The 26,424-nt window shown below is 72.2% G+C and carries 25 protein-coding genes; 8 read left to right on the forward strand and 17 right to left on the reverse strand.

The features are described from left to right. Positions 1-281: 281 nt before the first annotated feature. Both ABNF97_RS24640 and ABNF97_RS24645 read right to left on the reverse strand, forming a co-directional pair. The gene (locus ABNF97_RS24640; protein WP_130463169.1) at positions 282-1,457 is read right to left on the reverse strand and encodes an alcohol dehydrogenase catalytic domain-containing protein; all 1,176 of its coding nucleotides are present in this window, start codon (positions 1,455-1,457) and stop codon (positions 282-284) included. Beyond that, positions 1,454-1,942 carry a hypothetical protein gene (locus tag ABNF97_RS24645; RefSeq protein WP_349339967.1) on the reverse strand — a complete coding sequence of 163 codons (489 nt, stop codon included), beginning with the start codon at positions 1,940-1,942 and terminating at the stop codon, positions 1,454-1,456. Before ABNF97_RS24645 ends, ABNF97_RS24640 begins: the two co-directional genes overlap by 4 nt. Before the next feature lie 280 nt (positions 1,943-2,222). Here ABNF97_RS24645 and ABNF97_RS24650 point away from each other — a divergent pair, with 280 nt between their 5' ends. Both ABNF97_RS24650 and ABNF97_RS24655 read left to right on the forward strand, forming a co-directional pair. Further along, complete coding sequence (locus ABNF97_RS24650) at positions 2,223-3,116, forward strand: hypothetical protein (RefSeq protein WP_207230530.1); 894 nt, start codon at positions 2,223-2,225, stop codon at positions 3,114-3,116. Between the two features lie 546 nt (positions 3,117-3,662). Next, positions 3,663-4,766, forward strand: a complete 1,104-nt coding sequence (locus tag ABNF97_RS24655) for a hypothetical protein (protein ID WP_349339968.1) — start codon at positions 3,663-3,665, stop codon at positions 4,764-4,766. A gap of 37 nt (positions 4,767-4,803) precedes the next feature. On the opposite strand, the gene ABNF97_RS24660 is transcribed toward ABNF97_RS24655, so the two are convergent. From ABNF97_RS24660 to ABNF97_RS24680, 5 genes are all read right to left on the reverse strand, one after another. Next, a complete protein-coding gene (locus ABNF97_RS24660; protein WP_349339969.1) occupies positions 4,804-7,251 on the reverse strand; it encodes a DUF4132 domain-containing protein in 2,448 nt (815 codons plus the stop codon). Between the two features lie 193 nt (positions 7,252-7,444). After that, on the reverse strand, positions 7,445-7,771 hold the full coding sequence (locus tag ABNF97_RS24665; protein ID WP_349339970.1) for a DUF6510 family protein: 327 nt from the start codon (positions 7,769-7,771) through the stop codon (positions 7,445-7,447). A 20-nt stretch (positions 7,772-7,791) separates the two neighbouring features. Next, the gene (locus ABNF97_RS24670; protein WP_130463173.1) at positions 7,792-8,553 is read right to left on the reverse strand and encodes an FAD-binding oxidoreductase; all 762 of its coding nucleotides are present in this window, start codon (positions 8,551-8,553) and stop codon (positions 7,792-7,794) included. Further along, positions 8,523-9,113, reverse strand: a complete 591-nt coding sequence (locus tag ABNF97_RS24675) for a molybdopterin-dependent oxidoreductase (RefSeq protein ID WP_207230784.1) — start codon at positions 9,111-9,113, stop codon at positions 8,523-8,525. The genes ABNF97_RS24670 and ABNF97_RS24675 overlap by 31 nt, the downstream gene beginning before the upstream one ends. A 95-nt stretch (positions 9,114-9,208) precedes the next feature. Beyond that, complete coding sequence (locus ABNF97_RS24680; RefSeq protein WP_349339971.1) at positions 9,209-11,056, reverse strand: glycosyltransferase; 1,848 nt, start codon at positions 11,054-11,056, stop codon at positions 9,209-9,211. Positions 11,057-11,227: 171 nt separating this feature from the next. On the opposite strand from ABNF97_RS24680, the gene ABNF97_RS24685 reads away from it, so the two are divergent. Beyond that, complete coding sequence (locus ABNF97_RS24685; RefSeq protein WP_349339972.1) at positions 11,228-12,400, forward strand: CaiB/BaiF CoA transferase family protein; 1,173 nt, start codon at positions 11,228-11,230, stop codon at positions 12,398-12,400. 27 nt (positions 12,401-12,427) lie between these two features. Here ABNF97_RS24685 and ABNF97_RS24690 read toward each other — a convergent pair whose 3' ends face one another. After that, on the reverse strand, positions 12,428-13,339 hold the full coding sequence (locus ABNF97_RS24690; RefSeq protein ID WP_349339973.1) for a sulfotransferase domain-containing protein: 912 nt from the start codon (positions 13,337-13,339) through the stop codon (positions 12,428-12,430). A 109-nt stretch (positions 13,340-13,448) separates the two neighbouring features. On the opposite strand from ABNF97_RS24690, the gene ABNF97_RS24695 reads away from it, so the two are divergent. After that, positions 13,449-13,721: a DUF2795 domain-containing protein gene (locus ABNF97_RS24695; RefSeq protein WP_130463178.1), complete on the forward strand. Its 273-nt coding sequence runs from the start codon at positions 13,449-13,451 to the stop codon at positions 13,719-13,721. Between the two features lie 60 nt (positions 13,722-13,781). Continuing rightward, positions 13,782-14,387 (forward strand): DUF1345 domain-containing protein, encoded by a 606-nt coding sequence (locus ABNF97_RS24700; RefSeq protein WP_130463179.1) that lies wholly within the window; start codon positions 13,782-13,784, stop codon positions 14,385-14,387. 244 nt (positions 14,388-14,631) lie between these two features. Here the strand turns inward: ABNF97_RS24700 and ABNF97_RS24705 are convergent, their stop codons facing one another. After that, on the reverse strand, positions 14,632-15,297 hold the full coding sequence (locus ABNF97_RS24705; RefSeq protein ID WP_130463180.1) for an HhH-GDP family DNA glycosylase: 666 nt from the start codon (positions 15,295-15,297) through the stop codon (positions 14,632-14,634). 111 nt (positions 15,298-15,408) lie between these two features. Further along, positions 15,409-16,392 carry a pirin family protein gene (locus tag ABNF97_RS24710; RefSeq protein ID WP_130463181.1) on the reverse strand — a complete coding sequence of 328 codons (984 nt, stop codon included), beginning with the start codon at positions 16,390-16,392 and terminating at the stop codon, positions 15,409-15,411. Between the two features lie 219 nt (positions 16,393-16,611). Here ABNF97_RS24710 and ABNF97_RS24715 point away from each other — a divergent pair, with 219 nt between their 5' ends. Further along, the gene (locus ABNF97_RS24715; RefSeq protein ID WP_130463182.1) at positions 16,612-17,595 is read left to right on the forward strand and encodes a zinc-binding dehydrogenase; all 984 of its coding nucleotides are present in this window, start codon (positions 16,612-16,614) and stop codon (positions 17,593-17,595) included. Between the two features lie 18 nt (positions 17,596-17,613). Here the strand turns inward: ABNF97_RS24715 and ABNF97_RS24720 are convergent, their stop codons facing one another. The 3 genes from ABNF97_RS24720 to ABNF97_RS24730 all read right to left on the reverse strand — a co-directional run bounded on the left by ABNF97_RS24720 (position 17,614) and on the right by ABNF97_RS24730 (position 19,786). After that, positions 17,614-18,345, reverse strand: a complete 732-nt coding sequence (locus ABNF97_RS24720; protein WP_130463183.1) for an alpha/beta hydrolase — start codon at positions 18,343-18,345, stop codon at positions 17,614-17,616. A 186-nt stretch (positions 18,346-18,531) separates the two neighbouring features. Continuing rightward, entirely contained in the window at positions 18,532-18,921 is a 390-nt protein-coding gene (locus tag ABNF97_RS24725; RefSeq protein ID WP_349339974.1) for a hypothetical protein, read from the reverse strand. 262 nt (positions 18,922-19,183) lie between these two features. After that, a complete protein-coding gene (locus ABNF97_RS24730) occupies positions 19,184-19,786 on the reverse strand; it encodes a class I SAM-dependent methyltransferase (RefSeq protein WP_349339975.1) in 603 nt (200 codons plus the stop codon). A gap of 28 nt (positions 19,787-19,814) precedes the next feature. On the opposite strand from ABNF97_RS24730, the gene ABNF97_RS24735 reads away from it, so the two are divergent. Then, positions 19,815-20,240 carry a MerR family transcriptional regulator gene (locus ABNF97_RS24735; RefSeq protein WP_130463185.1) on the forward strand — a complete coding sequence of 142 codons (426 nt, stop codon included), beginning with the start codon at positions 19,815-19,817 and terminating at the stop codon, positions 20,238-20,240. 68 nt (positions 20,241-20,308) lie between these two features. Beyond that, entirely contained in the window at positions 20,309-20,944 is a 636-nt protein-coding gene (locus ABNF97_RS24740) for a hypothetical protein (RefSeq protein ID WP_349339976.1), read from the forward strand. 47 nt (positions 20,945-20,991) lie between these two features. On the opposite strand, the gene ABNF97_RS24745 is transcribed toward ABNF97_RS24740, so the two are convergent. From ABNF97_RS24745 to ABNF97_RS24760, 4 genes are all read right to left on the reverse strand, one after another. After that, positions 20,992-22,767, reverse strand: coding sequence for a DUF4012 domain-containing protein (locus tag ABNF97_RS24745; protein ID WP_349339977.1), 1,776 nt, complete (start codon positions 22,765-22,767; stop codon positions 20,992-20,994). A 197-nt stretch (positions 22,768-22,964) separates the two neighbouring features. Continuing rightward, the gene (locus ABNF97_RS24750; protein ID WP_130463187.1) at positions 22,965-24,212 is read right to left on the reverse strand and encodes a glycosyltransferase; all 1,248 of its coding nucleotides are present in this window, start codon (positions 24,210-24,212) and stop codon (positions 22,965-22,967) included. 40 nt (positions 24,213-24,252) lie between these two features. After that, positions 24,253-25,734: a tyrosine-protein kinase domain-containing protein gene (locus ABNF97_RS24755; protein WP_349339978.1), complete on the reverse strand. Its 1,482-nt coding sequence runs from the start codon at positions 25,732-25,734 to the stop codon at positions 24,253-24,255. Positions 25,735-26,136: 402 nt separating this feature from the next. Continuing rightward, positions 26,137-26,343, reverse strand: coding sequence for a hypothetical protein (locus ABNF97_RS24760; RefSeq protein ID WP_130463189.1), 207 nt, complete (start codon positions 26,341-26,343; stop codon positions 26,137-26,139). Between the last annotated feature and the right edge of the window lie 81 nt (positions 26,344-26,424).

Here is a 26,424-nt window from a genome sequence, read left to right on the forward strand (position 1 = left end):
AACGACGTCACCAGATACAACAACCCGATCTGCTTCGCATCCGTGGTACCCAACAACCGAAGCAACGTACTGCCCGGCACCACACCCCGAACCGGCCCCGGATAACCACCCGAACCAGCGGGGGCCACGATCAACCGGCCTGGGTCATGTCCGGGTTCGGTGGTCACCCGTTTCCGCATCGCGGCTCATCCCATCGACGAACGAACTGGTAGGGCGAGGGGTGGCACCGGTGCCGGAAGCCCTGCGGTACGGTGCGGTTGCTGGCGGGCCAGCCGGGCAGCTCAGCCGGCGGGTTCGAAGACGGCCCGTACACAGTCGTCGAGCTTCTGCTTGAACATCTCGTAGCCGCGCGGCGCCTCGTCCAGCGGCATGGTGTGCGTGCCAAGGTGCTCGGTGACCAACTCGCCCCGGGCCATCCGCTCCAGCAGCATCGGGATGTACCGCTGCCCGTGCTGCTGCGCGCCCCGCAGGGTCAGCCCCTTGTTCATCAGCGCGCCGAGCGGGAACTTGTCCACCATGCCGGCGAAGACGCCCAGTACGAAGACGCTGCCGCCCTTGCGGCAGTGGTGGATCGCCTCCCGGGCCGCGACCGGCCGGTCGGTCTCGATCCGCAACTGCTGCTTCACCTGGTCGTACCAGAGCTGCGGGCCCCCGCTGCGGGACTCCATCCCGACCGCCTCGATGCAGACGTCCGGGCCCCGGCCGCCGCTGCGTTCCAGCAGTTCACCGCCGATGTCCTGCCGTTCGTAGTTGAGCGTCTCCACGCCGAGGTGCCGCTGCGCCATCTCCAGCCGGTTGTCGAGCCGATCGATGACGATCACCCGCTCGGCGCCGAGCAGGACGGCGGCCCGGGCCGCCAGCTGTCCCACCGCTCCGGCGCCCCAGACCGCCACCACGTCCCCCGGCCGTACCCCGCCGAGCTCCGCGCCCATCCAGCCGGTCGGCGCCGAGTCGGAGGCGAACACCGCCCGCTCGTCGCTCACCCCCTCCGGGACGGTGAAGGCGCCCTGGTCGGCGTAGGGCACCCGGATGTACTCGGCGTGGCTGCCGGCGAAGCCGCCGAGCGCGTGCGAGTACCCGTAGCAGCCGCCGGGCGCGAAACCCCAGACGTTCTCGGTGATCGCCGGGTTGGTGTTCCCGTTGTCGCAGAGGGAGAACTGCTGCTGTTGGCAGTACCAGCACCTCCCGCAGGAGACGAAGGAGCAGACCACCACCCGGTCGCCAACCCGGTGCTTGCGCACCTGCGGACCGACCTCCACGATCTCGCCGAGGAACTCGTGCCCGATGACGTCGCCGCGTTCCATGAACGGCACGTACCCACCGAGCAGGTGCAGGTCCGATCCACAGGTCACGGTCCGGCGCACCCGTACGATCGCGTCCTGGGCGTTGCGGATCCGCGGCTCCGGCACCTGCCGTACGGCGAGTTCGTTGGCCCCCTCCCACACCACCGCCTTCACAGTCGACCCTCCCGGCGGCCGTGCCGGGTGACCAGTTGGAGGGGCCGGTTCAGCGGGGTCGACTCGATGGTTGGCGGAGCGTCGGGGTGCAGCACCTCGCTGGTCTCGATGAGCTGCTTCGCCTCCCGCAGCGCCGCCCGGATCGCCTGGTCGGGGTCCCGGCCCAGCACTCGCTGGACGGCCTCGACCGCCGGGAGCCGGTCGCCGTCCCTGAGCCGTACCGCGATCTCGGTGCCCCTGTCGCCGGCTGCCGGGCGGACCTGGATCTCCACCGCGTCGCCGAGGCCGGTCAGCGGCTCCGGCAGCTGGCCGTGCACGCCGATCTGGTCCGCCGGGAGGTTCACCGTGGCGACGTGCCAGCGTGGCTTCCGGCGACCGACCACGCGCTGCGCCCGCTGCCCGGCAGCCTGCCCCGATCTGCCGAGCAGTCGCCGGGCGGCCAGCCCACCGGCGACCATCGCCGCCCCTGTGACCAGCCACCTCATCTGTCGGCCCCCGTCGACGTCCAACGCTGCTACGGGGCGGTCGCGGCGAACCCGCGAGCCCCACTGGGCAAACCCTCTCACAACGGACGCATGACGCACGGAGGATCCGGATACTTCGCCCGTCGATTGGGCAAGGGGCAGACTTGCCGCAGCATCGCCGAAGCGCAGGACCGAAGGAGGCCCCCTTGCCACCGACCTCACAGCCTCTACGCAAGCTGGGCTTCCGCACCATCGGGTTGTTCGATGGGGCCGATCCGCGCCGGAGCCACGAGGTGGAACGGTGACCGGCGGCGGTGCCGTTCCCGGCCTGGCACCGGGTGCCCGCTCGCCCGTGGGCACCATGTTCGCGGCGCTGTACGGCGAGTTGACGCCGCATCCGTGGCGGGATCCGGACGCCGACCGGGACGCGTACGGACTCTTCCACGACCGGTCGCTCGCCCTGAACTGGCTCGACGACGTCGGCGGAATCGTCCGGTTCACCGACGCGGGCGTGCAGGAGCGGCCGACCGGGGCGCCGGGGCTGTGGGGCATGAACGACGCCGGGCAGGACCACCCGCTCGCCACCGCCGGCACATCCCTGGTCGCCTGGTTCCAGGTGGGGGTCGAGCAGATGCCCGGCGACCGACCGCTGCCGGTGCAGCCGTTCCTGCGCTGTGCCGGTGACGTGGCGGCCCGGATCGGCACCCTGGAACTACGGGCGGTGCAGGTGCTGCTGCCCGTCCAGGGCCTCGATCCGTCGTCGTCACCTCCGGAGTACGCCGGCATGCCGTCGCTGCGCACCGCCGGCTGGTTCCGCGACGCCGACCCGAGGTCGCGTACGCCGGTGAGGGTCACCCTGGACAGCGGCCGGGCCCCGGCCATCGCCTCGACGGCGCCGCTGATGCACGAGCGGCTGGGCCGACTGGAGCAGCACGTGTTCGAGTACGCGTCGTACTCGCTGACCGAGCATGACCCGCTGGCGACGACGGCGCCGTTACACCCGTTTCACGACGGTCTCTGGAGCGGCCCGCCCCGGCACCGGGCCACCTTCTCCGGCAGGCTCGCCGAGTGGTCGCTCGACGCGCTCGGCTGGCTGGCCGGCTTCCTCGCCGACCTGAGCGCCGGCCAGGGGGTCGGCACACCCCTGCTGCTCACCGCCAGCCAATCAAAGTCGACTACCGGACCGGGCCGATAGCCCCGGCACCCGCAGCGGGCAAGGCGTTCCCAAGATTCTTGACGATCTGTGGTTCGCTCTGGACCATTAGTCGCCAAGAATCTTGAGGACCGTTCCACAAGTTGGTCGGATCGATACCGGTCAGGTCCGACCCGACACCACTCGTCGTACGGCACCGGCCGGACTGGCGCCGCTGGTGGCGGTACTGCCGAGGTGGACTCTGCTGGCGGTGCTGCCCGGACCGGGGGCGCTCGGTGCTCGTACACCTGGTTCTGCGAAGGCCCGGTCCGGCGCCGCAGCCCGCGCCGGTCGGCGGACCTCTGCCACGGCCCCTCCCCCGCAGCCTCAACAGCACGCGGCGATGCCGGCGGCAAGCGGCGATGTCGGCCGCAACCGGCAGGGATCAGCGCCCTCCCGCCACGTTCCGGATACCGCTGCATATTCCGGCTACGCCCACACATGGGATTTGGCGCTGTCGCGCCGCTACTGCCGGGGAACCGACAGCGGCCGGGCAGCCGGAATCGCAGACTCCGGAGCACACATCGCAGCACCCCGATTGGAGGTCAGATGCGACTCCGTCCCCGCATCCTCGGCACCGCCCTGGTCGCCGCGCTGGCGGCCACCGCCCTCGGCCCGCCCGCACCGGGCCAGGCCGCCGCCGCCGACCGGTTCGGCTTCGCCTACGTCGACAATCCGATCCTGCCGGCCGCCTGGACCGTGCTCGACCCGAGCCGGCAGTGGGGCAGCTGGAAGACCGCCTTCCCCGGCCTGTTCGCCGAGGGGATGCGGCAGGCCCCCGGCCGCTACCTGATCAAGTTTCCGCAAGTCGGCGCCGGGTCACGCGGAAACGTGCACGTCACGCCGGTGAACCGGACCGGACACTACTGCGAGATCGTCCGCTGGGGCCAGTCGGGGGCGGACGAGATCGTCGACGTGCAGTGCCACAAGCCGGGTGGGGCACGAGACGACACCCGGTTCACGGTGCTCTGGACGTACAGCTCCGGGCTGGTGCCGACGGCCCAGGGCAGTCACGCCTGGCTCCAGTGGGGACCGGCGGCGATCGTGCAGGCGTACAACTCGGCCGGCGGTGGGGTCAGCGTCGTGCCGGGTGGGGTCGGGTTCTACCAGGTCCGGCTCGGCGGGGTCGGAGTTGCGGGCACGCTGGCCGGCAACCTCCAGGTGACGGCGGTGCAGCCGAACGCCGGACCGCGCCGCTGCAAGGTCGTCCGCTGGGGCGCCAGCGGGCTCGACATCATCGCGTACGTCACCTGCTTCGACCAGGGTGGGGCGCCGGTGAACAGCGAATTCACCCTGTCGTACCACCGTGAACGGGCCGTCTACGGCTCGTTCGGTCCGCCGAAGTACACCGGCTACCTCTTCTCGGCGGGCGCCGGCCAGACGAACTGGAACTATCCGGCCGGCGGGTTCGGGTTCAACTCGTCCGCCCCGCTCGCGCCGGCCGGCCGCTATCTGGTCACGTATCCGTTCCTGACCGAGAAGGAGACCCACGCCCAGGTCACCGGCTACGGACCCGGCGCCAACTACTGCCACCTGACCCAGCCCTGGACGCTCTCCGCCGCCCCGGCCGCCGAGGTCGACACGATCTGCTTCGACAACACCGGCAGCCCGGCGCCGCACGGGTTCCTCTCCACCTTCACCTCCCGGGTGTAGGGCTCGCGGGTGTAGCGCCTGCCGCGCGATGCCCGGATCACCGCCGTCCGCGCAACTGCGCCACGATCGACGGATCGGTGATCCGGGCGTCGTCGGCGAGCAGGAACGCCTTGCTGAGGATCAGCCCGAGCCGGTCCTCCTCGAAGGGCAGGAAGAGATCTCCGGGCGCCTTCCGTCGGGCCGGCACGATGCAGAGGTAGGAGTCGTCCGGCTCCATCAAGATGTTCGCACTACCCAGATGGATCTTGTATGTCCGCAGTTCGCCCCGGACGACGAGATAGCGGTCGGTGAGGAGGCACCGGTCGGCGATCTTCGTTCGGGGCAGGATCCGGGCCAGCGCCTCGCGGCGGACCCGGGCACTGCTGCTCAGTTCCCGGCTGCTCTCGCCCCGCCAGTAGTCGAGGTACCGCGTCTGGTCGTCGGTCCAGTGCGGATCGGCGGCGATCGAGGTGACCGCGACGAAGAGGTCCACGTCGCGCATCGCCTCGCTGAACAGCTCCACCGGCACGTCGGTCAGCGCGCTCGGCCGCCAGGCGCCCTCGCCCATCCGCTCGAACCACACCCGGCCGGTACTCGCGCACTCCACCCCCTCCTCGCCGAGGTAGTCGTGGTGCAAGCCGATCCGCCACGCCCCGCCGGCCAGTGCCCGGTACGCCTGCCCGCTGTCCCCGCCGTCCCACGGGCCGAGCATCCCGGTCGTCCAGCCCCGCCCCTTCAGCAGCGCGTAGAGCTGCCGGTAGTGCACGATGTGCGCCGCGAACCGCAGCGAGTGGTCACCGGTCTCCACCTCGGCGGGTGTCAGCAGGTACACCTCGCGGAACGCCTGCCGGAACGGCTGGCGCAGCCGCCGCTCGGTCAGCAGGTCCCGCCAGGCCCGGACCTCGTCGACCCCGGACCGCACCGGATGCCACAACCGGATCGGCGCCTCCGGATCGGGCGGCGGCAGCGGCGTGCCCGTGACGTCCCGGAACAGCTCACCGGCCCCGTCCGGCTCCCCCGCCCGCCAGCCGTCGTCCGGCAGCCCGGCCCGCCACCGCCCGGACGCGTCCGGGAACTCCCAGATCAGCCGCCGCGCCACCTGCCAGCCGAGACCGTTGCCCGTCAGCCCTTCCCGCCACTGCCGGTACGGCTGCGCCGACGCCGCCGCAAAGCCCGCCTCCAGGGTGCGGGCCAGTGCCGCGAGCTGATTCGTGGCCTGCTTCACCCGGGCGCGCAGCTCCTTGAGCCCATCGGGGTGGTCGCGCCGGACCGGCGCCGGCACGGTCGTCGAGAGGGTGCCGTCGGCGCGTCGCCAGCGCAACAGCACCTTCTCCGACACCGTCAGCACGGCCCGGTGGTCACCGACCGGTACGACACACTCGCCGTCGGCGTCGAAGCCGAGATCCGGCAGCCGGAGCACCGCGTCGGGCCGCTCCGCGAGCCCGCGCTCGACCCGCTTCAGCATCCGGTCGAGCTGCTTCGACGCGCCTTTGTGCCGGACCACCCCCCGCGCGGCGACCAACGCCGCCAGCACCTGCGGAGTGGGGAACTCGGCGCCGGCCCGAGCCACCTCGTAGAGCAGTGCCTGCGACGGCAGGGTGTTGGCGCTGGTCGGGGCGACCGCCACGCCGAGTAGCAGCGGGCGCAGCAGCTCCGGCAGCCACGGCTCGTCGCGGAGCAACGCGATCCGGACGGCCCGGCCCAGCGCCTCGACCTCGGTCCTGTCGAACGCCTTGTCGGCCGCGTACGGCAGTTCGCCCGCCTGGATCGCGGCGACCCGGGCGTGCGCGGTCTCCAGCGCTCGCCGGGCGAAGGACACATATTCCCCGAACGCGGCGAGGCGCTGCCAGGCGTCCGGAAGCTGCGGTGGGCAGAGGTAGGACGAGCTCGGGCTGACCTCGGCGACCAGGAGCTGGGCGGTCACCCCCAGCTTCACCAGCAGGTCGAACTCGTCGCGGGCGAACGAGTGGAACGACCAGGCGAAGAGTCGGGACAGCACCGGTCGGGTAAGACCGCCGGCCAGCCCGGCGAGCGCGGCGACCGCGTACGGCTCGCCGACCTTGCCGTACCTGAGCAGGCCCCGGGCGATGGCACCGGCGGAGCGGCGCACGGACGCCGGCCACGGGCCGTCACAGCGGAGCAGGGCAGCGGCGGCCAGCCTCGGGTTGGCGGCGTACGGCTCGCCGGCGGCCCGTTCGGCGTACGCCGCCAGCAGCGCCGCGCACGATTCCGGGGTGAACCTCGGCTGACGCTCCCGGACCGCCTGCTCCGCCACCCGTCGCACCGTCCAGCCGGGATGCTGGCCCCCGTCCGCCGGACGCGGCAGGTTGTGGGCCGTCACCAGCAGCACCCCGAACTCCCGGTCGCCAACCCGGGACAGGTCCACCGGCCGCTGCCCGGCGGCCGCCCCGGACTCCGGGTCCGGGTCGGTCATCCGGCGCAGCAGTACGGCCGCGTACGGCGACAGCGGCACCGAGAACACCGTCTCCTGCTCCACACCGGACATCAGACACCGACCAGCGGTACGAGTCGCACCATCATGGCGCCGCAGTCTAGGGCGACCCCCGGACAAGTGTGCCAGCCGATGATCATCCGGTATCCGGGCCTAGGGGCCGGCTGCCTCGGCCAACTCGACGGAGGCGTCACCGCACGCGGTTGTCCCCGCCGGCCACGGGCCGTCGCGGCCGGCCCGGAGGCGGCTACATCGCGGTCGGGCCGGGCATCGTCGCCGGCTCGGCCGGCATCGGGATCTGCAGAAAGGTCGTACCGCGCAGGTCGAGCCAGGCACTGGCCGGGGTACGCACCAGCCGGAGCATGACCTCCTCGCAGGCCGGACAGCGGGCGACCACCCCGGGTGCGTTCGAGTAGACCCGCAGGGCGGCCATCGGGCCGGTCCGGCCGCAGGAGGCACACCGGCCGGTGGCGGTGGTCAGGTCCACCGCGAACACGTCCCGCATCGGTCCGGCCAGCACGTTGCCGTCCAGGTAGTCCATCCGCCCCGGGTCGGGTCGAAGCTGATCGGTCATCTCACCTCCAGGATCGTCGCTCAGCCGGTCGGACCGAACCGTTCGGTCTTGATCCGCCGGGGATGGTGCCCGAGCGCGACCAGGATGTCGGAGACCGCCTCGACGAAGCCGGTCGGACCGCAGACGAAGTTGACCGGTTCGAGCTGCGCCGGCCAGCCGTGGGTGTTGACGTCGGCGACGGCGACCCGGTGCGCCTGGCCGGAGAGCCCTTCCGGCACCTGCCGGGTGTAGACGTAGGCGACGTCGAGGCCCCGGTCGTCCCGGCTGCGCCGACGCAGCTCGTCGGCGAAGTAGACGTCCCGCTCGGAGCGGACCGAGTAGATCAGCCGGAACGGTACCCGGCTGCCGGCCGCCCGGCGGGCCCGGATCATCGCCATCAGCGGTGCGATCCCCGAGCCGCCACCGACCAGCAACACCGGCGCCGGGTCGGTCACCCGCCAGATGAAGTAGCCGCCGACCGGGCCGCGGACCTCGATCTGGTCGCCGACCGAGAGCCCGTCGAGCAGGTACGGCGAGACCTCGCCGTCCGGTACCCGCTGGACGGTCACCTCGATCCGGTCACCGTCGGCGGGCGCGGAGATCGAGTAGCTGCGGGCCGCCTGGTAACCGTCCTCGGCAGTCAGTCGCAGGTCGACATGCTGCCCGGGCAGGTGTCCCGGCCAGTCCGGCACCTCCAGCACCAGCGTGCCGGCGGTGGCGGTCTCGTCCCTGCGGTCGACCAGCCGGGCAACCCACCAGCCGGTCCGCTTCGTCAGTCTCCCTGGTATCGCTGTTCGCGCCATGGGTCACCGTAATCGTGATAGCCGGCGGTCTCCCAGAAACCGGGCTCGTCGGTCAGGCCGAGGCGGATGCCGCGCACCCACTTCGCGGACTTCCAGAAGTACAGGTGCGGCACCAGCAACCGGGCCGGCCCACCGTGCTCGGCCGGCAGGTCGGCACCGTCGTACCGGTGCACCACCCAGGCCTGCCCGTCACGCAGGTCGGCAAGCGGCAGGTTCGTGGTGTAGCCGCCGTACGAGTGCACCAGCGCGTAGTCGGCTGCGGTGTCGACGCCGTCGAGCAGGGTGTCCAGGGAGACGCCCTGCCAGTTCGTGCCGAGCTTCGACCAGTGGGTCACGCAGTGGATGTCCACCGTCGGGGTCTCGTTGGGCAGTGCCCACATCTCGTCCCAGCTCCACCGGAACTCGGTACCGGTCTCGGTGGTGATCACGAACTCCCAGTCCGTCGGCGTGACCCGGGGGGTCGGGCCGGCGGAGAGCACGGGGAAGTCCTCGGTCAGGTACTGCCCCGGCGGCAGATCCGGCCCGGACTGCCGGCGCCGGCCCTGGAAGCCTGGTGACACGATGCCCACCCGCTAGTCGTACCACCTCGGGGTGCGGCGCAGGTTACAACCGGGGGATTTGCCGCCGGGCGGTGCCGGCGGGACGCCCGGTGCGGTCAGGACCGGTCCGGCCGGGCGGTCGCCGAGTCGGTGCGCTGGTCCGGTGCCGGTCGCCCGGAGGCCGTGTCGACCTCGCCCAGCACCTCGGCCGGGAGTCCGGGCCAGTACGCGGAGGCGGTGTCAAGGAAGTAGTCCTCCCCCGGGTCCCAGGTGTGCCCGGTGGCCCGCCGGTGGTAGACGTAGCCGAACGGATGGGTCCGGTAGATCCCGCCGCCGTCCCGGCGTATCCGGTCCAAGAGTCCGAGGTCGACGGAGCGGGGCACCGGCCGCCAGCCGCCGACCGCCTCCAGGTCCCCCCGGGCGATCAGGATCGTGCCGCCGGCCACCACCTGACAGTCGGACTCGGCCGTGCCGGACGGCCGGCGCAGCGTCACGCCCCTGGTCTCCAGGTGCACGAACTCGGATCCCTTGCCCACCAGGGTCGCCCCGGAGTAGTGCCGGGCCAGCACCAGGTCCCAGACGTGTTCGGCGGCGTAGCTGTCGTCGTCGTCGAACTTGCTGACCAGGCTGCCCCGGGCCCGCCCGGTCGCGGCACCGAGCGCCGCGCCGAAACTGGCGGTACCCGGGACCCGGACGACCTCGTACGGCCGGCCGGAGCCGGCCAGCGTGGCCCGGACCGGTTCCGGCAGCTCGACGCCGTGCAGGCAGAGCACGATCTCCAGCTCCGGGTAGGTCTGCGCGACCAGCATCCGGACCACCGCCGGCAGCCGTTCGGGGCGCCTGGTCGGCAGGATCGCGCTCACCGACGGCACCGCGCCGAGCGGCGGGAACACCGTGGCGGCGAGCCGGGGCAGGGCGAACCCGGTGGCGTGCCCGCGCAGCGCCGCCCGGCGCTGCCGGACGCTGCGCGTTTCCAGGGCCAGCCCGCCGCCGTCCGGTGCCGGGGCGGTCAGCAGGGTGCGCAGTTCCGGCACGATCAGCCCGGCGACCCGTTGCGGCAACGCCGGGACGGAGAGCACCGCGCCGGTCATCGCGATCTGAACCAGCAGCGCCGCCACCGCGACCGGCTCGGCGTCGGGGACCTGCGGGCAGTCGACCACGCCGGTCCGACGCAGCGCGGCGAGCACCGGCGCGGTCACCCCGGGCCCGTCCAGCGGGTACATCCCGGGGCCGGGCCGGCGGGTGGCCGGGAGGAAGTCGAGGCGTACCCGGGGAGCGTCCGGCCGGTAGCAGTCCGGCCGGCGGCCGCGCGGGTTGATCCGCAGCGCGTCGACGAGTACGGCCGGTGCCGTCCCCGGCGGCTGCAGACCGTGCCGGACGGCGGGCCAGTCGACCGCGTATGGCGGGCTGTCCGGTTCCACCCCGGTGTCGCCCGGCCCCCGCAGCAGTATGTCGTGGGCCCGGATGTCGGGGCTGCCGACCACATCGCCGCGGAGCACCGCCCCGGCCGCCGGCAGGTACGCCGGCAGCGTCCCGTGGCTGGTCAGGCTGGCCTCGGCCGGCGCCGGCAACGGCCGCCCCGGCGCCAGCGCGGCCAGCGCGGCCCGCAGCACCTCGCGCAGTTGCGCGGGCCGGGAGAGCCGGAGGGTGACGACGGCGGTCCCTCGTCCCCGGCAGGGCAGCGCCACCCGGTGCCGGCGCAGGTGCTCCAGCGCCCCGATGCCGCCCGACCAGCCGCGCCGGGGCGCCCGCCAGTACGCCACGACGACCACCGCCCCCCTGGTCGGGTACAGCGCGGCGGGCCGGCCCAGCAGGTCCCGGAGTCGGTCGGTCGAACCGGCGAGAACCACCACCCGCCGTACGCCCGGGATCCGCAGTACGCGCAGGCCGACGAGGCGGCCGAGGAGTTCCGCCCGACCGGCCCGGGGCACACCAACCAACCGCCAGTGATCACGCCACTTCACCCCGTGACGATAGGCCCTGTTCCGGGCGGTCGACGGCAACGACGCGGGCCGACACGACGACCACGCCACGGCGATCGCGCCTCGGCGACCGCTCGACGACGACCACGCCACGGCGACCGCTCGACGACACCACCTGGACGGGCACCTGGCCGACTGTCCTATCGTGCACGGATGACCACACCCCGACCGGCCGGGGCCGGCCCACTGTCCGGCGTCCGGATCGTCGAGCTGGCCGGCATCGGCCCGGGCCCCTTCGCCGCGATGGTCCTCGCCGACCTGGGCGCCGACGTGGTCCGGGTGGACCGGGTCGGTGAGGTCCGACCGGAGCGGTTCGGCACTCCCCATCCCGACCTGCTGAACCGGGGCCGCCGGTCGCTCGCCGTCGACCTCAAGGCACCGGCCGGCCGGCAGGTGGTGCTCGACCTGGTCCGCACCGCCGACGCGCTGATCGAGGGCTTCCGGCCGGGCGTCACCGAGCGGCTCGGGCTGGGCCCGGACGACTGCCTGGCGGTGAACCCGCAACTGGTCTACGGCCGGATGACCGGCTGGGGCCAGGACGGCCCGAACGCCCGGTACGCCGGGCACGACATCGACTATCTGGCGCTGACCGGCGTACTGCACGGGATCGGCCGGGCCGGCGAGCGGCCGGTACCGCCGATGAACCTGGTCGGCGACTTCGGCGGCGGCGGGATGCTGCTCGCCCTCGGCGTGGTCTGCGCGCTCTTCGACATCCGGGGCGGCGGTACCGGCCAGGTGGTGGACGCGGCCATGGTGGACGGGGTGTCGCTGCTGGCAACGATGATCCACTCGCTGCGCCGGACCGGCCACTGGGGCGACGACCGCGGGGTGAACATCTTCGACGGCGGCGCCCCGTTCTACGACACCTACGAGTGCGCCGACGGCCGGCACGTGGCGGTCGGCGCGGTGGAACCGCAGTTCTACGCCGAACTGGTCCGGCTGACCGGGTTCCCGCTGGCGCCGGACGAGGCGCTGGACCGGAACGACCCGGCGAACTGGCCGGCACTGCACGAGGCCTGGGCCCGGCTGTTCCGCACCCGTACCCGGGACGAGTGGGCCGCGCTGCTGGAGCAGACGGACGCCTGCGTGGTGCCGGTCCTCGACTGGCGGGAGGCGCCCCGGCACCCGCACCTCGCCGCCCGGGACGTCTTCGTCGTGCACGCCGGGGCCGAGCAGCCCGCCCCGGCACCCCGGTTCAGCCGTACCCCGGGATCGATCCGCCGGCCACCGCCGCAGCCCGGCGAGCACACCGACGAGTTGCTGGCCGAACTCGGTCTCGACGCCGACCGGATCGGCGAGCTCCGTAGCGACGGCGCCGTCGCCTGAGTTCGGACGCTGTCGGCGGTTCGGGTCCTATCGCCGGTCGCCGTTCTCCCCGTCCCGGTGCAACCAGTCGAGCAGGTCCGCCGGGCCGAGCCCGGCCAGCCGGCGCCGGTAGTGCGCGAGTTCGTCGGGACGCAGCAGTTCCCGCCCCGCCCCGGTGGTGCCGCGCCGGAAGAACGCCTCCCGGTCCTTCAGCACCCCGGAGCGGTCCGGCACCAGCTCCGGCGCCCTGGCCCGCATCCGGGTGAAGGTGGCCGCCTCGACCAGCGCCGGCCAGCGCCGCTCCGGCACCTCGATGCCGAGCCGCCGGGCGATCCGACGCATCTGCCCGGCGAGATCCGCCGACAGGTCGGCGTAGTGCACCAGCAGCACGTTGGGCCGATGCCGCCGGGCCCAGGCGTCACCGAGGTGCCACAGCACCCCCGGCAGGGAGTCGAGTTCGTCGGCCGGTGCGACGTCGCGGTCGATCCAGGACAGCAGCCACTCCCGCACCGGCGTGCGTACCCGGGGCGGGCCGGTCGGCGTGGGCTGGCCGGTGAGCCGGGCGACCCGCTCCCGATCCAGGTTGCCGCTCTGGTGGTAGAGCGACACCGCCATGTCCAGCGGATCCCGGGCGACCACGATGTAGGTGGCGCGCTCGTCGAGGGGAAGCCCGTCCAGCGGGGTGTGTGTCTTGACGAACCGGCGGTGCGACTGGGCCCCGAGCGCGGCGACGACGTCGTCCCGGGCTTCGCCGAGCCAGTCGAGCCAGGGCGACAGCTCGGCCAGCGGCGCCGGCAGCTCCGGCCGCTGGAATACCAGCAGCGCGCAGATCATCTGCATCCAGGTGGTGCCGCTCTTGGACCGGGTACTGATCACGATGTCACCCGGGCGGTACGGAAAGTCGATCCACCGGGCGCTGTCCTCGTCGCCGGACCGGTACCGCACGGGAGTTTGAGCCATTCGGCCAAGGATACCGACCGGTGATCAACGGCGGAGGCAGGCGTGAGGGTGCGTACAACGGGTATCCGGCCGGCCGGCGAACCAGACAACCGGCGAGGAGCGGGATCCCATGGTGACCAACGCGGACGTACTGCGGTACCTGGAGTCGATGGACTTTCCGGCGCCGAAGGAGGACATCGTCCGGGAGGCCGAACGCGCGGGGGCGCCCCGCGAGGTGCTCCAGGCGCTGCGCGGGATGCCCCCGGTGGACTACCAGAACACCGAGGAGGTCGCCCGGTCCGCCAAGACCGACCTGGCCCCGGACGCCAGCCCGGCGGAGCTGGCCGCCAAGACCCGCGACCGTACCCACCAGCGGGTCGCCCGGCACATGCGCCAGATCTGAGCACCAGTTCCGACGATGCGGGGCAGACCCCGACGCGACCCACCCAAGGCATCGGTCCAGATGGCCGTCATCACGCTTGTCGGACTCTGTGTCGGCATACCGGCCACCCTCGTGCTGTCACCGCTGCTGGGGCCGCTGATCGGCTGGGACGCGGCGGCGGCGACCTACCTGGGGTGGACCTGGCCGGTGCTGTGGCCCCGGGACGCGCAGCGGACCGCCGAGCTGGCCGTCCGAGAGGACCCGAGCGGTCCGGTACGCGACGCCACGCTACTCGGGGCCGGGCTGGCCAGCCTGTCGGCGATCGGCATCCTGCTCGCCACCGACCAGGCGCTACACGGCGTCGACCGGAGACTGCACATCGGACTCGGCATCGCCAGCGTGCTGCTCTCCTGGACGGTCGTGCACACCGTCTTCACCGCCCGCTACGCCCGGCTCTACTACACCGGGGAGGACGGCGGGGTGGACTTCCACACCGAGGATCCGCCCCGGTACACGGACTTCGCGTACCTGTCGTTCACGATCGGGATGACCTTCCAGGTCTCCGACACCGGCCTGAGCACCAAGACGATGCGGGCCACGGTGCTCGGACACGCCCTGTTGTCCTACCTGTTCGGTGCGGTCATCATCGTCACGACCATCAACCTGGTCGCCGGACTGGCCCACTGACCATCCTGAACTGGGGCGGCGCACCGGACGGGGCGCCCGTGTCGTACGCGCTCACACGCGCGTCACGGGCGCCACGTCCGCCAGTGCACCGGTGAGGCCACACGTCCGAACCGGACCCGCTCACCGAATCGCGGCGGCCGGCCCGAACCGGGCTGGCTGACACCGCCCACTGATCCTACAATCCGGGATGGGCCGTTCAGTCAGAATCCTGGAAACTGTGTGGCAAAGCACGCCGTTCTGCCGCTCAACGGGCGATTTCCTGGTATCTGTCCTCCAGGTCGATCCTGGCCAGGCAACCCACCAACCAGGCCAGTTTCTCCGACTCCCCGCCGCCGGCCAGCATGGCCAGGTCGGCTGCCGAGCGACCGAGCCCGAGCCGGCGAGCCGCGGCGAGGGCCCGACGATCGGCGACCGGCGCCGTCTCGCCCCACAGCGCCTGGACCTCACGGAGGAACAGCTCGACCACCTCGGCGTCCACCCCGGGCAACTCGGCCAGCAGGACCCGCTCCCGGTCCGGCGCGTGCTTCGCGGCGGACCGCAGCCGGCGCAGATCTCCCTGGTAGCGCGCGACGAGCGCCTCGGCCAGCTCGCCCAACGTGCCGGCCAGTCGGGCGGCGTCGGCACCCCGGCCATGCTCACGCAGCACCGCCGCCCGCGCCTCGGTGCGGGACCGGGCCATCCTGGCCGGACTCTCCCATCCGGCGTCCCGCAGCGCCCGGGCAGGCTCGACCGCCCGCCGGACTTCTTTCGTGCGGCGCAGCAGGACCGCCAGGCAGAGCACCTGGAACAGGCTCGCCGGATTGTTGGTGACCTGGAAGCCGTACTCCTCGGCAAAGCCGCGGCCGCGCGCCACCAGCCGGCGGACGAGTCGCTTGCGGTCCTCGACGCTCGTTGTCGCAGTCGTCGCCATGCCGGCGACTACCCACGACGGGTCGGACCAAAGCTGGCCAGGACGGCGGGTTTCCGGTGCGGTGTAGTGACCCGCGGATCGCCCGAACCCAGCCGAGGGTCCGGCCCGGCCTCAGCCGAGGGTCCGGCCTTGCCGGTCGCGGCTCTTCAGCCGGGTCGTCGGCATCGGTGGAGCCGGCAGCGGCTCCGAGTCGTCGCCCCGCACCCGGCCGAACCGGGGACTGCCGGCGGCCCAGTCCGCGCGAGCCTCGGCGATCTCCTCGTGTGAGCGCCCGACGAAGTTCCACCACATCACCAGCGCGTCGTCGAAGGGTTCGCCGCCGAGCAGCATCAGCCGGGTCGGGCCGTCCGCCCGGACCGCCAGCTCGGAACGACCGGTCCCGAGGTAGAGCAGCGAACCGGGGGTGAGCGCGACCCCGTCGATCTCGACGGCGCCGGACATCACCAGCAGGCCGTGCTCGAAGCCGGCGGTCAGCGGCAACCGGGCCGAGCCGCCGTCGGGAAGCCAGAGCTCTGCGCCGAGCAGCGGCGAGTGCACCACCGCCGGCGACCGGATCCCGGCCAACTCCCCGACGAGTACGGTCACCGAGTAGTTCGGCTCGGTCAACACCGGAACCTCGGCGTGGTGGGCGAAGCCGGGCGGGCCGGACCGGGCCGCGTCGGGCAGCGCCACCCACAGCTGCAGTCCATGCAGGATCGGGGGATGCTCGGGCGGCGAGTACTCCGCGTGCGCGATGCCGTGGCCGGAGGTCATGACGTTGAGCTGGCCGGGTCGGATCAGCTGGTCGTTGCCGAGGCTGTCCAGGTGCCGGATCTCACCGTGCACCAGCCAGGTGACCGTCTGCAGCCCGGTGTGTGGATGTGGCCCGATCCCCATACCGGGCCGGTTGGCCACGTCGTCCGGACCGAAGTGGTCGACGAAACACCAGGCCCCGACGGTGCGGAGCCGGCGCTGCGGCAACAGCCGGCGCACCGTGGTGTAGCGGCCCAGCGGCACGTCGTGACCGGGCAGCAGTACGTTGGTCGGCTCGGTGTCCGCGCCCGCCCCGGTGCTCGGCGGCAGGGTTTCGCCCGGCATCGGCTCGGTGATACTCACCGGTCGAGCCTACGCCGCCGACCACCGCTGGCGGGGCGGCAGCGGCCTGAGCGGCACCGGTCGCCATCCCGCGACCGGCGGCGCCCGGACCAACGGTGCGGATCCGCAGGTGAGACGGGTACGCCGGACCGACAGGGCGGGTACGCCCGGTTGACCTCGACCGTGGTCGAGGTTGTTGACTGGACCGGTCGAGAAACCGACGGGCCGGGGAGGGCTGTGATGCGGGCGGTGTGGTTGCGGGAGTTCGGTGGGCCTGAGCGGCTGCTGGCGGCGGAGACCCCCGATCCCTCCGCCGGACCGGGCCAGGTGGTGGTCGCCGTCGAGTTCGCCAACGTCACCTTCGTGGAGACCCAGCTCCGGGCCGGTACCGGCCCGTTCCCGGTGCGGCTGCCGACGATCCCGGGTAACGGCGTCGGCGGCGTGGTCGCCGAGGTGGGACCGGAGGTCGACCCGGCGTTGCGGGGTCGACGGGTGGTCACCAGTACCGGCGGTGCGGGTGGCTACGCCGACCGCGTGGCGGTGGACGCCGACGGGCTGGTCGCGGTGCCGGACGAGCTGCCGATGGAGAGCGCGGTCGCGCTGCTGGCGGACGGCCGTACCGCACTGCTGCTGTTGGAGACCGCCGGGGTGCACCCCGGGGAGCGGATCCTGGTCGAGGCCGCGGCGGGCGGCGTCGGCAGCCTGCTGGTGCAGCTGGCCGGCGCGGCGGGTGCCACCGTGGTCGCCGTGGCCGGCGGTGACCGGAAGGTGGCGCTGGCCCGGGACCTCGGTGCCGACCTCGCGGTCGACTACTCGACGGCCGATTGGCCGGCGCGGGTCCGAGCCGGAGTCGGCGGGATCGACGTCGTCTTCGACGGCGTCGGTGGCACCGTGGGCCGCTCGGCGTTCGACCTGCTCGACCGGGGCGGTCGGATGGTCAGTTTCGGGCTGTCCAGCGGGAGCTGGACGCAGGTCCCGGACGAGGTCGCGAGGGAACGGGGGGTGACCGTCGTCCGGTCGCTGACCCGGTCACCGGAGCAGTTGCGGGAGCTGACCCGCCGCGCGCTGGCCGAGGCGGCGGCGGGTCGGTTGCGTCCGGTGATCGGGCAGCGGTTTCCTCTGGATCGGGCGGCCGACGCACACGCGGCCATCCAGTCTCGCCGCACGGTGGGCAAGACGCTACTGGACGCAGGACGCCCTACGGGTACACGGCCGGATCGTTAGCCGCCGCAACGTCAGGGCTCACCTCAGGTGTCGGGCGAAGAACCGATTCCCGTCCTCTCCCTCGAACTGCGGGACGCCGGTGTGCCCGCCCAGGTTCGCGTGCAGCGTCTTCTCCGTGGAGCCGAAGGCATCGAACAGGTCCAAGGCCAACTGCCGGTCGTTACCCTCGTCGTCCCACTGCAGCAGGACCTGCAGCGGAATGGTGACCTGCCGAGCCTCCGCGAACATGGAACGGGGGACGAAACTCCCGGCGAACAGCAGAGCGGCCGAGATGCGCGGCTCGACCACCGCCAGCCGGATGCCGATGGCGATCACTCCTCCCGCGTACCCGACCGGGCCGCCGATTTCGGGCAGCGAGAGGAGGGCGTCCAGGGCGGCCCGCCATTCAGGGACCGCCTTCTCGACCAGCGGGAGGACGAGCCGGTCGACGATCTCGTCGTCGACCGGCAGGCCGGCCGCCAGCGCCCGGTGCAGGTCGGCACGGGCCTCCTCGGCGGCGATGGAACGGGGCCGGTCACCGCCCCCGGGGAGTTCGATGGTGGCCGCGGCGTAGCCCTCCGCCGCGCAGTGCCGGGCCCGGGCCACCAGCCGGGGGTACATCCTGGGCAGCCCGCCGGGGTGGCCGAGCAGGATCAGCGGGGCCGGCGCGGATGCGGATCCGGGCGTCCACAGGATGCCGGGGACCTCGCCGAGGGCGAACTCGCGTTCGAGAACGCCGTCGTCGAGGCGCTGTTCGGCAGTGAATTCCATGGTCGTGCCTTTCGGGAGTGCTCGTGGACGGCGCTCCCGGACGACCTATCGCCCGACCGTGACCCCGGAGGGAAGCACCCAGGTCGAAACGTTCACGGGTACCACCTCCTCGTTCTCTCGCACGGCCTGCTGGAAAGCTAGCAGTGGTTGCCGTGATCCTGCAAACCGGTTTTGCGGGTTGGCGGTCTATCCGCGCGGAGCGGGCCCGGTGATCCTGGTGTCGCACGGCACATAACTGCCGCCCCCGTAAAGATTGCCGCTGTAGACCCAGCCGGTGTATGCGCCGACCGTCAGATAGGTCCAGTCGTTTTCGACATCATTGAATGCATAGCAGTGGTATTGTGCGCGCTGCTCGGCGGATGTCGTTCTCCAGATGACTCGGCAATCGCTGTACGGTCCGGTCCGGATGGGAGTTCCGCCATCCGTTATCTCGCCGATCGTGTTGTCCGCGTGCCGTCCACTCCGCTCAACGCAGCGGGCCTGCGCATCCGTCACGTCCGCAGCGGCTGGGGCGGAGAAGGCGGCTGTGGCCAGAAGCAGCACCGCGCCGCCCAGCACGGGACTCAATTTCCCCATGACGTCAACTCACCTTTACTACAGTCGGGTCTCGTTGCGGGTGATTTCGATTAGGTCTCAGGCAGCCGGTCGGATCGTGCCGATCTGGGACCGAGCCTGCCAGCAATCCACCTGGCGCAGCAAGGCGCTCCGTGTTCGGAACCGTCCGCGATTGTTCGGCATTGCCAGGCTTCAGTGCTCACCGAGCACCGGGTCGGCAGGGCGGTGACGCCTTCATCCGTTCCTTGGCCGGATCCGAACAGGCTCGGACAACGACGGTCGACTATCCCATTTGACCGTGGCCCGGCGGCTGGTCGCCCGGTACGCCGACACGGGCCGGCTTCCGGGCGGCCAGCCGTTCGATCAGTCCGAGCCGGAGCCGGCTCCGGGCCTCGGCCACGAACCCGAGCCGCAGGGCGAGCTCGGCCGGCCGCCCGCGCGCCCAGCGCCGCTCGGCGTGGTCGAGCAGCAGTAGTCGGCCGCCCGGCCGGAGTACCCGGTACATCTCGGCGAGGGCCGCGTTCCGGTCGGCGACCTCACAGACCGCCAGCGTGCAGGCCACGGTGTCGAACGAGGCGTCGGGAAAGGGCAGCAGTTCCGCTTCGCCCTCCCGCAGGTCGACCCGTCGGCCCAGCGTCCCGGCCCGGCGGCGGGCCACCGCCAGCATGTTCGGGCTGAGGTCGACGCCGACCAGTTCGACGTCCTCGTCGTACCGGGAAATGTTGCGGCCGGTGCCGATCCCGACCTCCAGGGTCCGGCCCCGGGCCCGCGCACAGATCCAGTCGCGGCTGTTCCCGATCGTCAGCCGCTCCATCCGGTCGCCCGTCCTGTCGTAGCCCACCGCACGCCGGTCCCAGGCCTGGCGGGCGCTCTCTCGCTTGACCATACGGCCAACTCTGTATGTTAATGTCAACATGAAGTCAAGTCCCGCACCCGCCGAAGAGGCCGAGCTGACCATCGGCGAGCTGGCCGCCGAGTTCGGACTCGCCACGCACGTGCTGCGGCACTGGGAGTCGGTCGGCCTGATCAGGCCGGACCGCCGGGTCAACGGTCGGCGCCGCTACACCCGGGCCCAGCTCACCCGGGTGGCGATCATCATGCGCGGCCGCGAGGTCGGCATCGGGCTCGACCAGCTCCGGCTGATGCTCGGCACCGACGACGCGGCGGACCGCCGGGCGGTGCTCCAGCGGCACCGCGACGAGTTGGACCGCCGCATCGCCGTCGCCACCGCCTCCCGTAACCTCCTCGACCACGCACTCGACTGTCCGGTGGAGGACTTCCTCCAGTGTCCCGACTTCCAACGCCTGGTGCAGGGCCCCGGGTGCCGGCTCGACCCCTGACCGCGTGGCGGTCGGCTCGACCCCGGACCGCGTGGCGGTCGGGCTGGACTCCCCCGACCGTCGGTCGGGTGGCCATGCCGGGAGGACGGCGGCGGCTCTTGGCCCGCCACGCGATCGCGACGAGGACCATCAGCGCACCGGCGATCAGCAGCGTGGTGCCGAGCGCGATCTGCGACCCGGTCTCGCTACCGGTGACCGGCAGTGGTGGCTGCGGCCGGACGATGCTGACCGTGGTGCTCGCCACCCGGCCCGTGGTGAGCCCGGTGGCGGTGATGGTCACCGTGCCGGTCCGGCTGAACCGGACCCGGACCGAGAACTCCCCCGTCACGTTGGCCCGGACGGTGAGCGTGGTCGGGTCCCGGTGCACCGTCGGTGCCTGCTGCCCGATCGGCAGCATCGCGCCGACCCCGCCGCTGTCCTGTACCGCCGCCTCGGCGCCGAGCGCGAGCGGGGTACGCGTGAAGGTCAGTCGGACGAGTTCGTTACCGCCGAAGCCCGAGCCGAAGACGGTGAAGGTCTGGTTCACCTCCACGGTCGGGTCGCTGACCGTCAGCGCCGGTGGCTGTGGTGGGTACGGCGGTTGTGGTAGTGGCTGGGCCTGTGCGGGCGACCCCGCGATGGCGAACGCGCCCACCGTGGCGAGCGCCGCCACGGCCGAGCCGATAATGCGGGATAGCCGCATGATGGATCCCTCTCTCTACTGATCGCATGACGTTCACAACGGATCGCATGACTTGTTCGGCGTGCCGGCCTACCGGCCACACACGGGAGCGGAACTGACACGGGTGGTCCATGGGGTCGGGCCGGGAGTGAGCCACAGTTCGGCCGCGCCACTGGCGTTGGGCGCGGTCAGCAGACCCACCTCCAGTACGCGGGTACGTCCGGGTCCGATGTCGACGGTCACGATGCCGACCCGGCGGCCACGCTCGACACCGCCGCCCATCGGCTCTGCCCTGCCGTCGAGCCGGGCGCCGAGCGGCGAGCCGCGCACCGGGCTGAAGACCGAGACCAGAACCCGGGCGGTGTACGGGTCGCCGGACATCGCGAGGCCGCGCACCGACTCGCTGAGCCCGGAGGCGGGTGCGGACGAGCGCAGCGTGAGCCGGAGGTGGAGTTCGCGGCTGCCGTCCGCCCGGCACTCGCCGACGGTCAGCTCCGCCGAGCGGTGCAGGTAGTAGCCGAGCTTGGCACCGCTGCCGTCGTTGAGGAAGACGCCGACGTCGTGCACGGACTCCCGCTCCGGCAGCACTCCGGCGAGCCGGGTCTGCACGAGTTCCCGCTGTTCGTCGGCGTGCGCGCTCCAGAGCAGGATCCGGCGCTCGGTGACGGCCGTGTTCACCGCCTGCGCCAGTGCGCGGGGGTTGACCGGACGCTTCAGCAGGGCGTCGAAGACCGCCCGGGCCGACTGGGCGAAGTAGTTGTCCTGCTGGATCGGCTTGTCGAGCCGGCGGTACGCGTCCGAGAGCAGCGTACGCACCACCGTCGGCGCGGTGAGGGTCGGATGTCCGGGTACCGGCACCGGCCCGATGGCCTTGAGCAGGTAGGAGAGCGCGACCGGGTCGGTGGCGAGTACGCCGTCGACGGTGCCACCGCCGGCCCGCTGGTACATCTGGCGGATCAGGGTGGCCGCCGTCGGGAAGTGCGGGGTGAGGTTCACGTCCGCCGGGTAGATCCCGGGCAGGTCGGTGTAGAGCGCGCGCAGCTCCCGGCTCAGTGGCAGCGGCGGCCGGTCGTAGGTGTTCAGGGCGGCGCCCGGGCCCTGCTTGACCAGCTTCACCTCGCCCTTGCTGGCCCGGACGACAGCGTAGGCGCCGAAGATGCCGCCGGTCGCCCGGGGCTCGGCGAGGTTCTGGAAGAGCACCAGGTAGGTGCGGGTTCCGTTGCCGCCGAGCAGGCCGGGCAGCAGGGCGCCGCTGCGCCGGACCGCGGAGGTCACGTCGGCCAGCCGGTCCAGCTCGGCACGCAACCGCCACACCGCGTTCCGGACCGTGGGCACCAGCCCGGTGGTGGGCACCGCCAGGATGCGGTCCCGGACCTCTCGTACCGCCTTGTCGGCATCGGCCAGCGCGGGCATCGCGTCGCGCAGGGCGGGCAGGTCGAGCCGTCCTGAACTGGGCAGCAGCGCCTGGGGGTTCAGTTCGACCAGGGCAGGGAAGGCCCGCCGGGCGAGTTCGTCGACGCCGACCGCCAGCTCCCGGACCGCCGACAGGCTCCGGCCGCCGTACGGGGCCGAGCTGGCGGCACCCCAGCCGACGTCGCCGGTACGCGACCGGGCGGCGGCCGTCTGCTGTTGCAGCGCCTCCAGGGTGCGGCGCGCCTGTCCGGTTTCGCCCTCCAGCACCTGCTGGCTCAGCTCCTGGGCCAGGCTGGCGGCGTTCTCCAGGTGCCTGCCGGCCTGCCAGCCGCGCAGTCCGAGCCAGCCGCCGACGGCGCCGAGCAGGCAACCGACGACGAGTGCGGTGAGCATGATCCGGCGGAGCTGCCGCCGAATCGCTCGACGGCGCACCGTCCGCCGTCTCGGGGACATGTCCCCCACCGCCACCACCGCTTTCGACTAACTCGGATGAACTGCGACACAACGCTGTTAGCGCCTATATCTCTATAGCACGGTGGAGAGTTCGCTGTTGGTATTTCGACCCCTCTTAGACCACTTTTAAGTACTTTGTGTGAGGAAAGCTCACGAATCGCCCAGAGTGATCGTCCGAGGGCCAAGGAAGACCCAGGTCAGCGCCGTCGGCTGCCGGCAGCCGCCTCGGCCAGCATCTGCTCTATCTGATCGACACCGGTACGCAGTGACATCCGGGACAGATAACTGTCCCGGGCCCGCTGCGCCATCTCCGCCCGGGCGGTACTCGGAATAACCGCGGCCAACGCGAACCGATCCGCCAGCGACTGCCAGTCCTCCGGCGGGCAGGAGAGCCCCGCCCGGGCCCGCTCCACCAGATCCGCGGTGTCCCCGCCGGCCGAGGCGACCACCGGTGCCCCGGCGGAGAGCGCCGCCTGCAACTTCGCCGGCACCGCGCCGCGCAGCGCCGGAAGATCGCGCAGTAGCACGAGCTGGTACTCGGCGGCGGCATACAGGTCGGCCATCTCGGCGGGTGGACGCCAGCCGAGGAACCTGACGTTGGTCGCGCCGAGTTCCTCGGCCAGTTGCCGGGACTGTCGCTCCTCCGGCCCGGATCCGACCAGGACGAGATCGAGGTCGACCTTGCCGTTGACCGCGGCCGCGGCCCGGACCGCCGTGTCGACGCGCTGGAACGGACCCATCGTGCCGGCGTGCATCACCGTGGTGTGGCCGCGGTGGCCGATCGCCCGCCGGGCCGCCGGCGTGGTGCCCATCGGCCGGAAGAGCCGCTCGTCGGTCCAGTTCAGCACCACCCGCACCCGGTCCGGATCGGCGCCCCGCCCGAGCACCACGTCCCGCATCGACGGCGAGATCACCGCGATCCCGGCCGCGGACCGGTAGATCGCGCGCATCGTCCGGCTGAGCAGACCCTGGGTGAACCCGCCGGAGGAATCCCGCCCCGACCCGTCCGGCGGGGCAGTCACCGCCTCCGGCCAGATGTCCTGGACGTGCACCACCGACGGCACCCGGCGCAACACCCGCAGCAGGGCCGCCGCCGCGTACGCGCCGGCCGGCGGGAAGTGGACGTAGAGCGCGTCCACCCCGGCCAGGAAGCCGGGCGCGGCCAGGGCACTGCTCATCGCGTACGTGAGCTGTCGCGCCGCCCGCCGGGCCGCCGTACCGTCGTGGCTGGCGAACGCCGGCACCCGCCGGATGGTGACTCCGCCATCGTCGGTCTGGTGTCGCCACCGCTGCCGGTACCCCGGATAGACCTGGCCGGTCGGATGGCTTGGAAACCCGGTGAGCACCCGGACCTCGTGCCCGCGTGCGGCCAGCTCCTCGGCCAGGCAGCCCGGTATGAAGGCAGGCTCAGGCGGAAACCAGTACGAGATAACTCCGATCTTCACTTCTCATCCCCCGATCACCCCGCGACCGGGCGAGCCCGCGTCATCGCGGTACCCGGTCGAGCTCCTCCGTGTTGTCCGCGGACATGGCTGCCACGGCGTGGTGGTTCGGGGGGAGGCGCACCGGGTCGGCGGCGGGGGACTCCTCGCCGCGGGTGGCGGCGATCGTCTCCACCGGCGCACCTCGCCGGTACGCCCGGTACTGCTCGACGTCGATCTTGTTTTCCTTCGACATGTTCAGCACGCAACCGAGTACCCGGGCGGAGACCGCGTGCAGCGCCTGCGCGGCGGCGGCGGTCTGCGCGCTCGGGGTCTTGCCCTGGCGGGCCACCAGCAGTGCGCCGTCGGCCTGCACCGCCACCACCACGCCGTCGGTGAAGGCCAGCAGCGGCGGGGTGTCGATGATGACGATGTCGGTCAGCTCGCGCAGCGACAGCAGCAGGTCGGCCATCGCCTTCGAGCCGAGCAGTTCGCTCGGGTTCGGCGGCACCGAGCCGCCCGGCAGGACCAGCAGGGACTTGTCACCCCACGGTTGCAACACGTCCTCGACCGCTACCTCGCCGATCAGCACGTCGGTCAGGCCGGCGCCCGCGCCGAGGCCGAGATAGCCCGCGACCCGGGGCCGGCGCAGGTCCGCGTCGACCAGCAGAACCTGCCAGCCCGCCTCGGCGAGCGTGATGGCCAGGTTGCAGGCGAGCGTGGACTTCCCCTCGGCCTGCACCGCGCTGGTCACCGCGATCACCCGGGCCGGCTCCTGCGCGTCGACGAACCGCAGGTTGGTCCGGAGTTTCCGCATCGCCTCGGCCCGGGCCGTCTGGGCGGCGGTCCCCACGATCAGCGGGTTCGACCGGGCGTGCCCGTCGTACGGGATGCTGCCGAGCAGCGGCGCCGAGGTTGCCTCCTGGAGCGTCTCGCCGTCCCGGAAGGTGGTGTCGGTCAGCCCGCGCAACACGGAGAGCGCGGCGCCGAGCACCAGGCCGAGCACCCCGGCGAGGACGAGGTTGCGGACCGGGCGGGGCGACACCGGCTCGGCGTTCACCCGGGGGCCGCCGACCACCTCGATCTTGATGGGGGGCTCCTTGGCGCCGGGTGGGGTCTCGATGCTGTGCACGAGTTTCACGAAGTGCGCCGCCAGTGCCTCGGTGAGCCGCAGCGCCCTGGCCTGGTCGGAGTCGGTGACCGTCGCGGAGAGCAGCACAGTGTCCGCCTCGACCCGCGCGCTGACCCGGGAACGCACCTCGTCGGCGGTGAGCCCGACCCGCTCCTCTGCCGCGACGGTCTGCGCCAACCGGTCGCTGCTGAGCAGGTCGACGTACGACTTGACCCGCTGCTGGAGGAAAAGGCTGCCCTGGTACGCGTCGGTCATGCCCTGTCCGGAGGAGGTGACGAAGAAGGTCACCGAGGAGGCGTACTGCGGGGTCGCCCGTACCGTGACGAACCCGGCGAGGCCCAGCGCCACCATCACGGTCGCGAGTACCACCCACCAGCGTTGGCGCAGCGCGCGCAGGTAAGTGTGCAGATCCATCAGCCCCGGCCTTCCGTCTCAGCACCAACCGATCCTGGGGTGCCAAAGACCTCTAGTGATCACAAAAAATGCGACAGTATGAAAAGTTCCCACTTGTCGCTTGGCAGTTCCTACCGAATGTAGATGATTGAGTGCCCTCGGTAGTTGAACTCGGCACAATAGCGTCGACAAGAACCAACGGGTGTGCGGGAGGCCGGCACCGGAGGATGGCGGACGAAACGACGCTCGTACGACGCCCGGTCCCGGTCGATCAGACGGGCTGGCAGACGTCGACGGCGCCCGACCGCTGACCGGCGCCGTCGACAGTGAACCTTCCGACCTGTCGCGGTGCGCGCCGCCGGCTCGCACCCGCGGTCGCGGCGGAGCATGAGAGCAGGCGGAAACAGGTTCCTTACCCGGGACTCAACGCGTCGAGGGCCGCCCCTCGCCCTCGTCCACCTGGTCCGAGTCGGCGAGCGCCTCCTGGAACTCACGCGACAGGTCCGAGCCGGGGACCGCGATATCCTCGGCCTCCTCCTCCACCACGTCCCGCTTGTGCGGCGGTTCCGGTTCGGGCAACGCCACCTCACCGGCGAACCCGTACTCGTTCGCCTCATCGTGCCTGGTCATGCAGTGATCCTCCGTTCGGGCCACGGATCGGCCGTACCGACCACCGGCCACCGAAACGGCTACCCGCATCCCGGCCGTCCC

The sequence above is a fragment of the Plantactinospora sp. B6F1 genome, assembly GCF_040120695.1.
Taxonomy (GTDB): domain Bacteria; phylum Actinomycetota; class Actinomycetes; order Mycobacteriales; family Micromonosporaceae; genus Plantactinospora.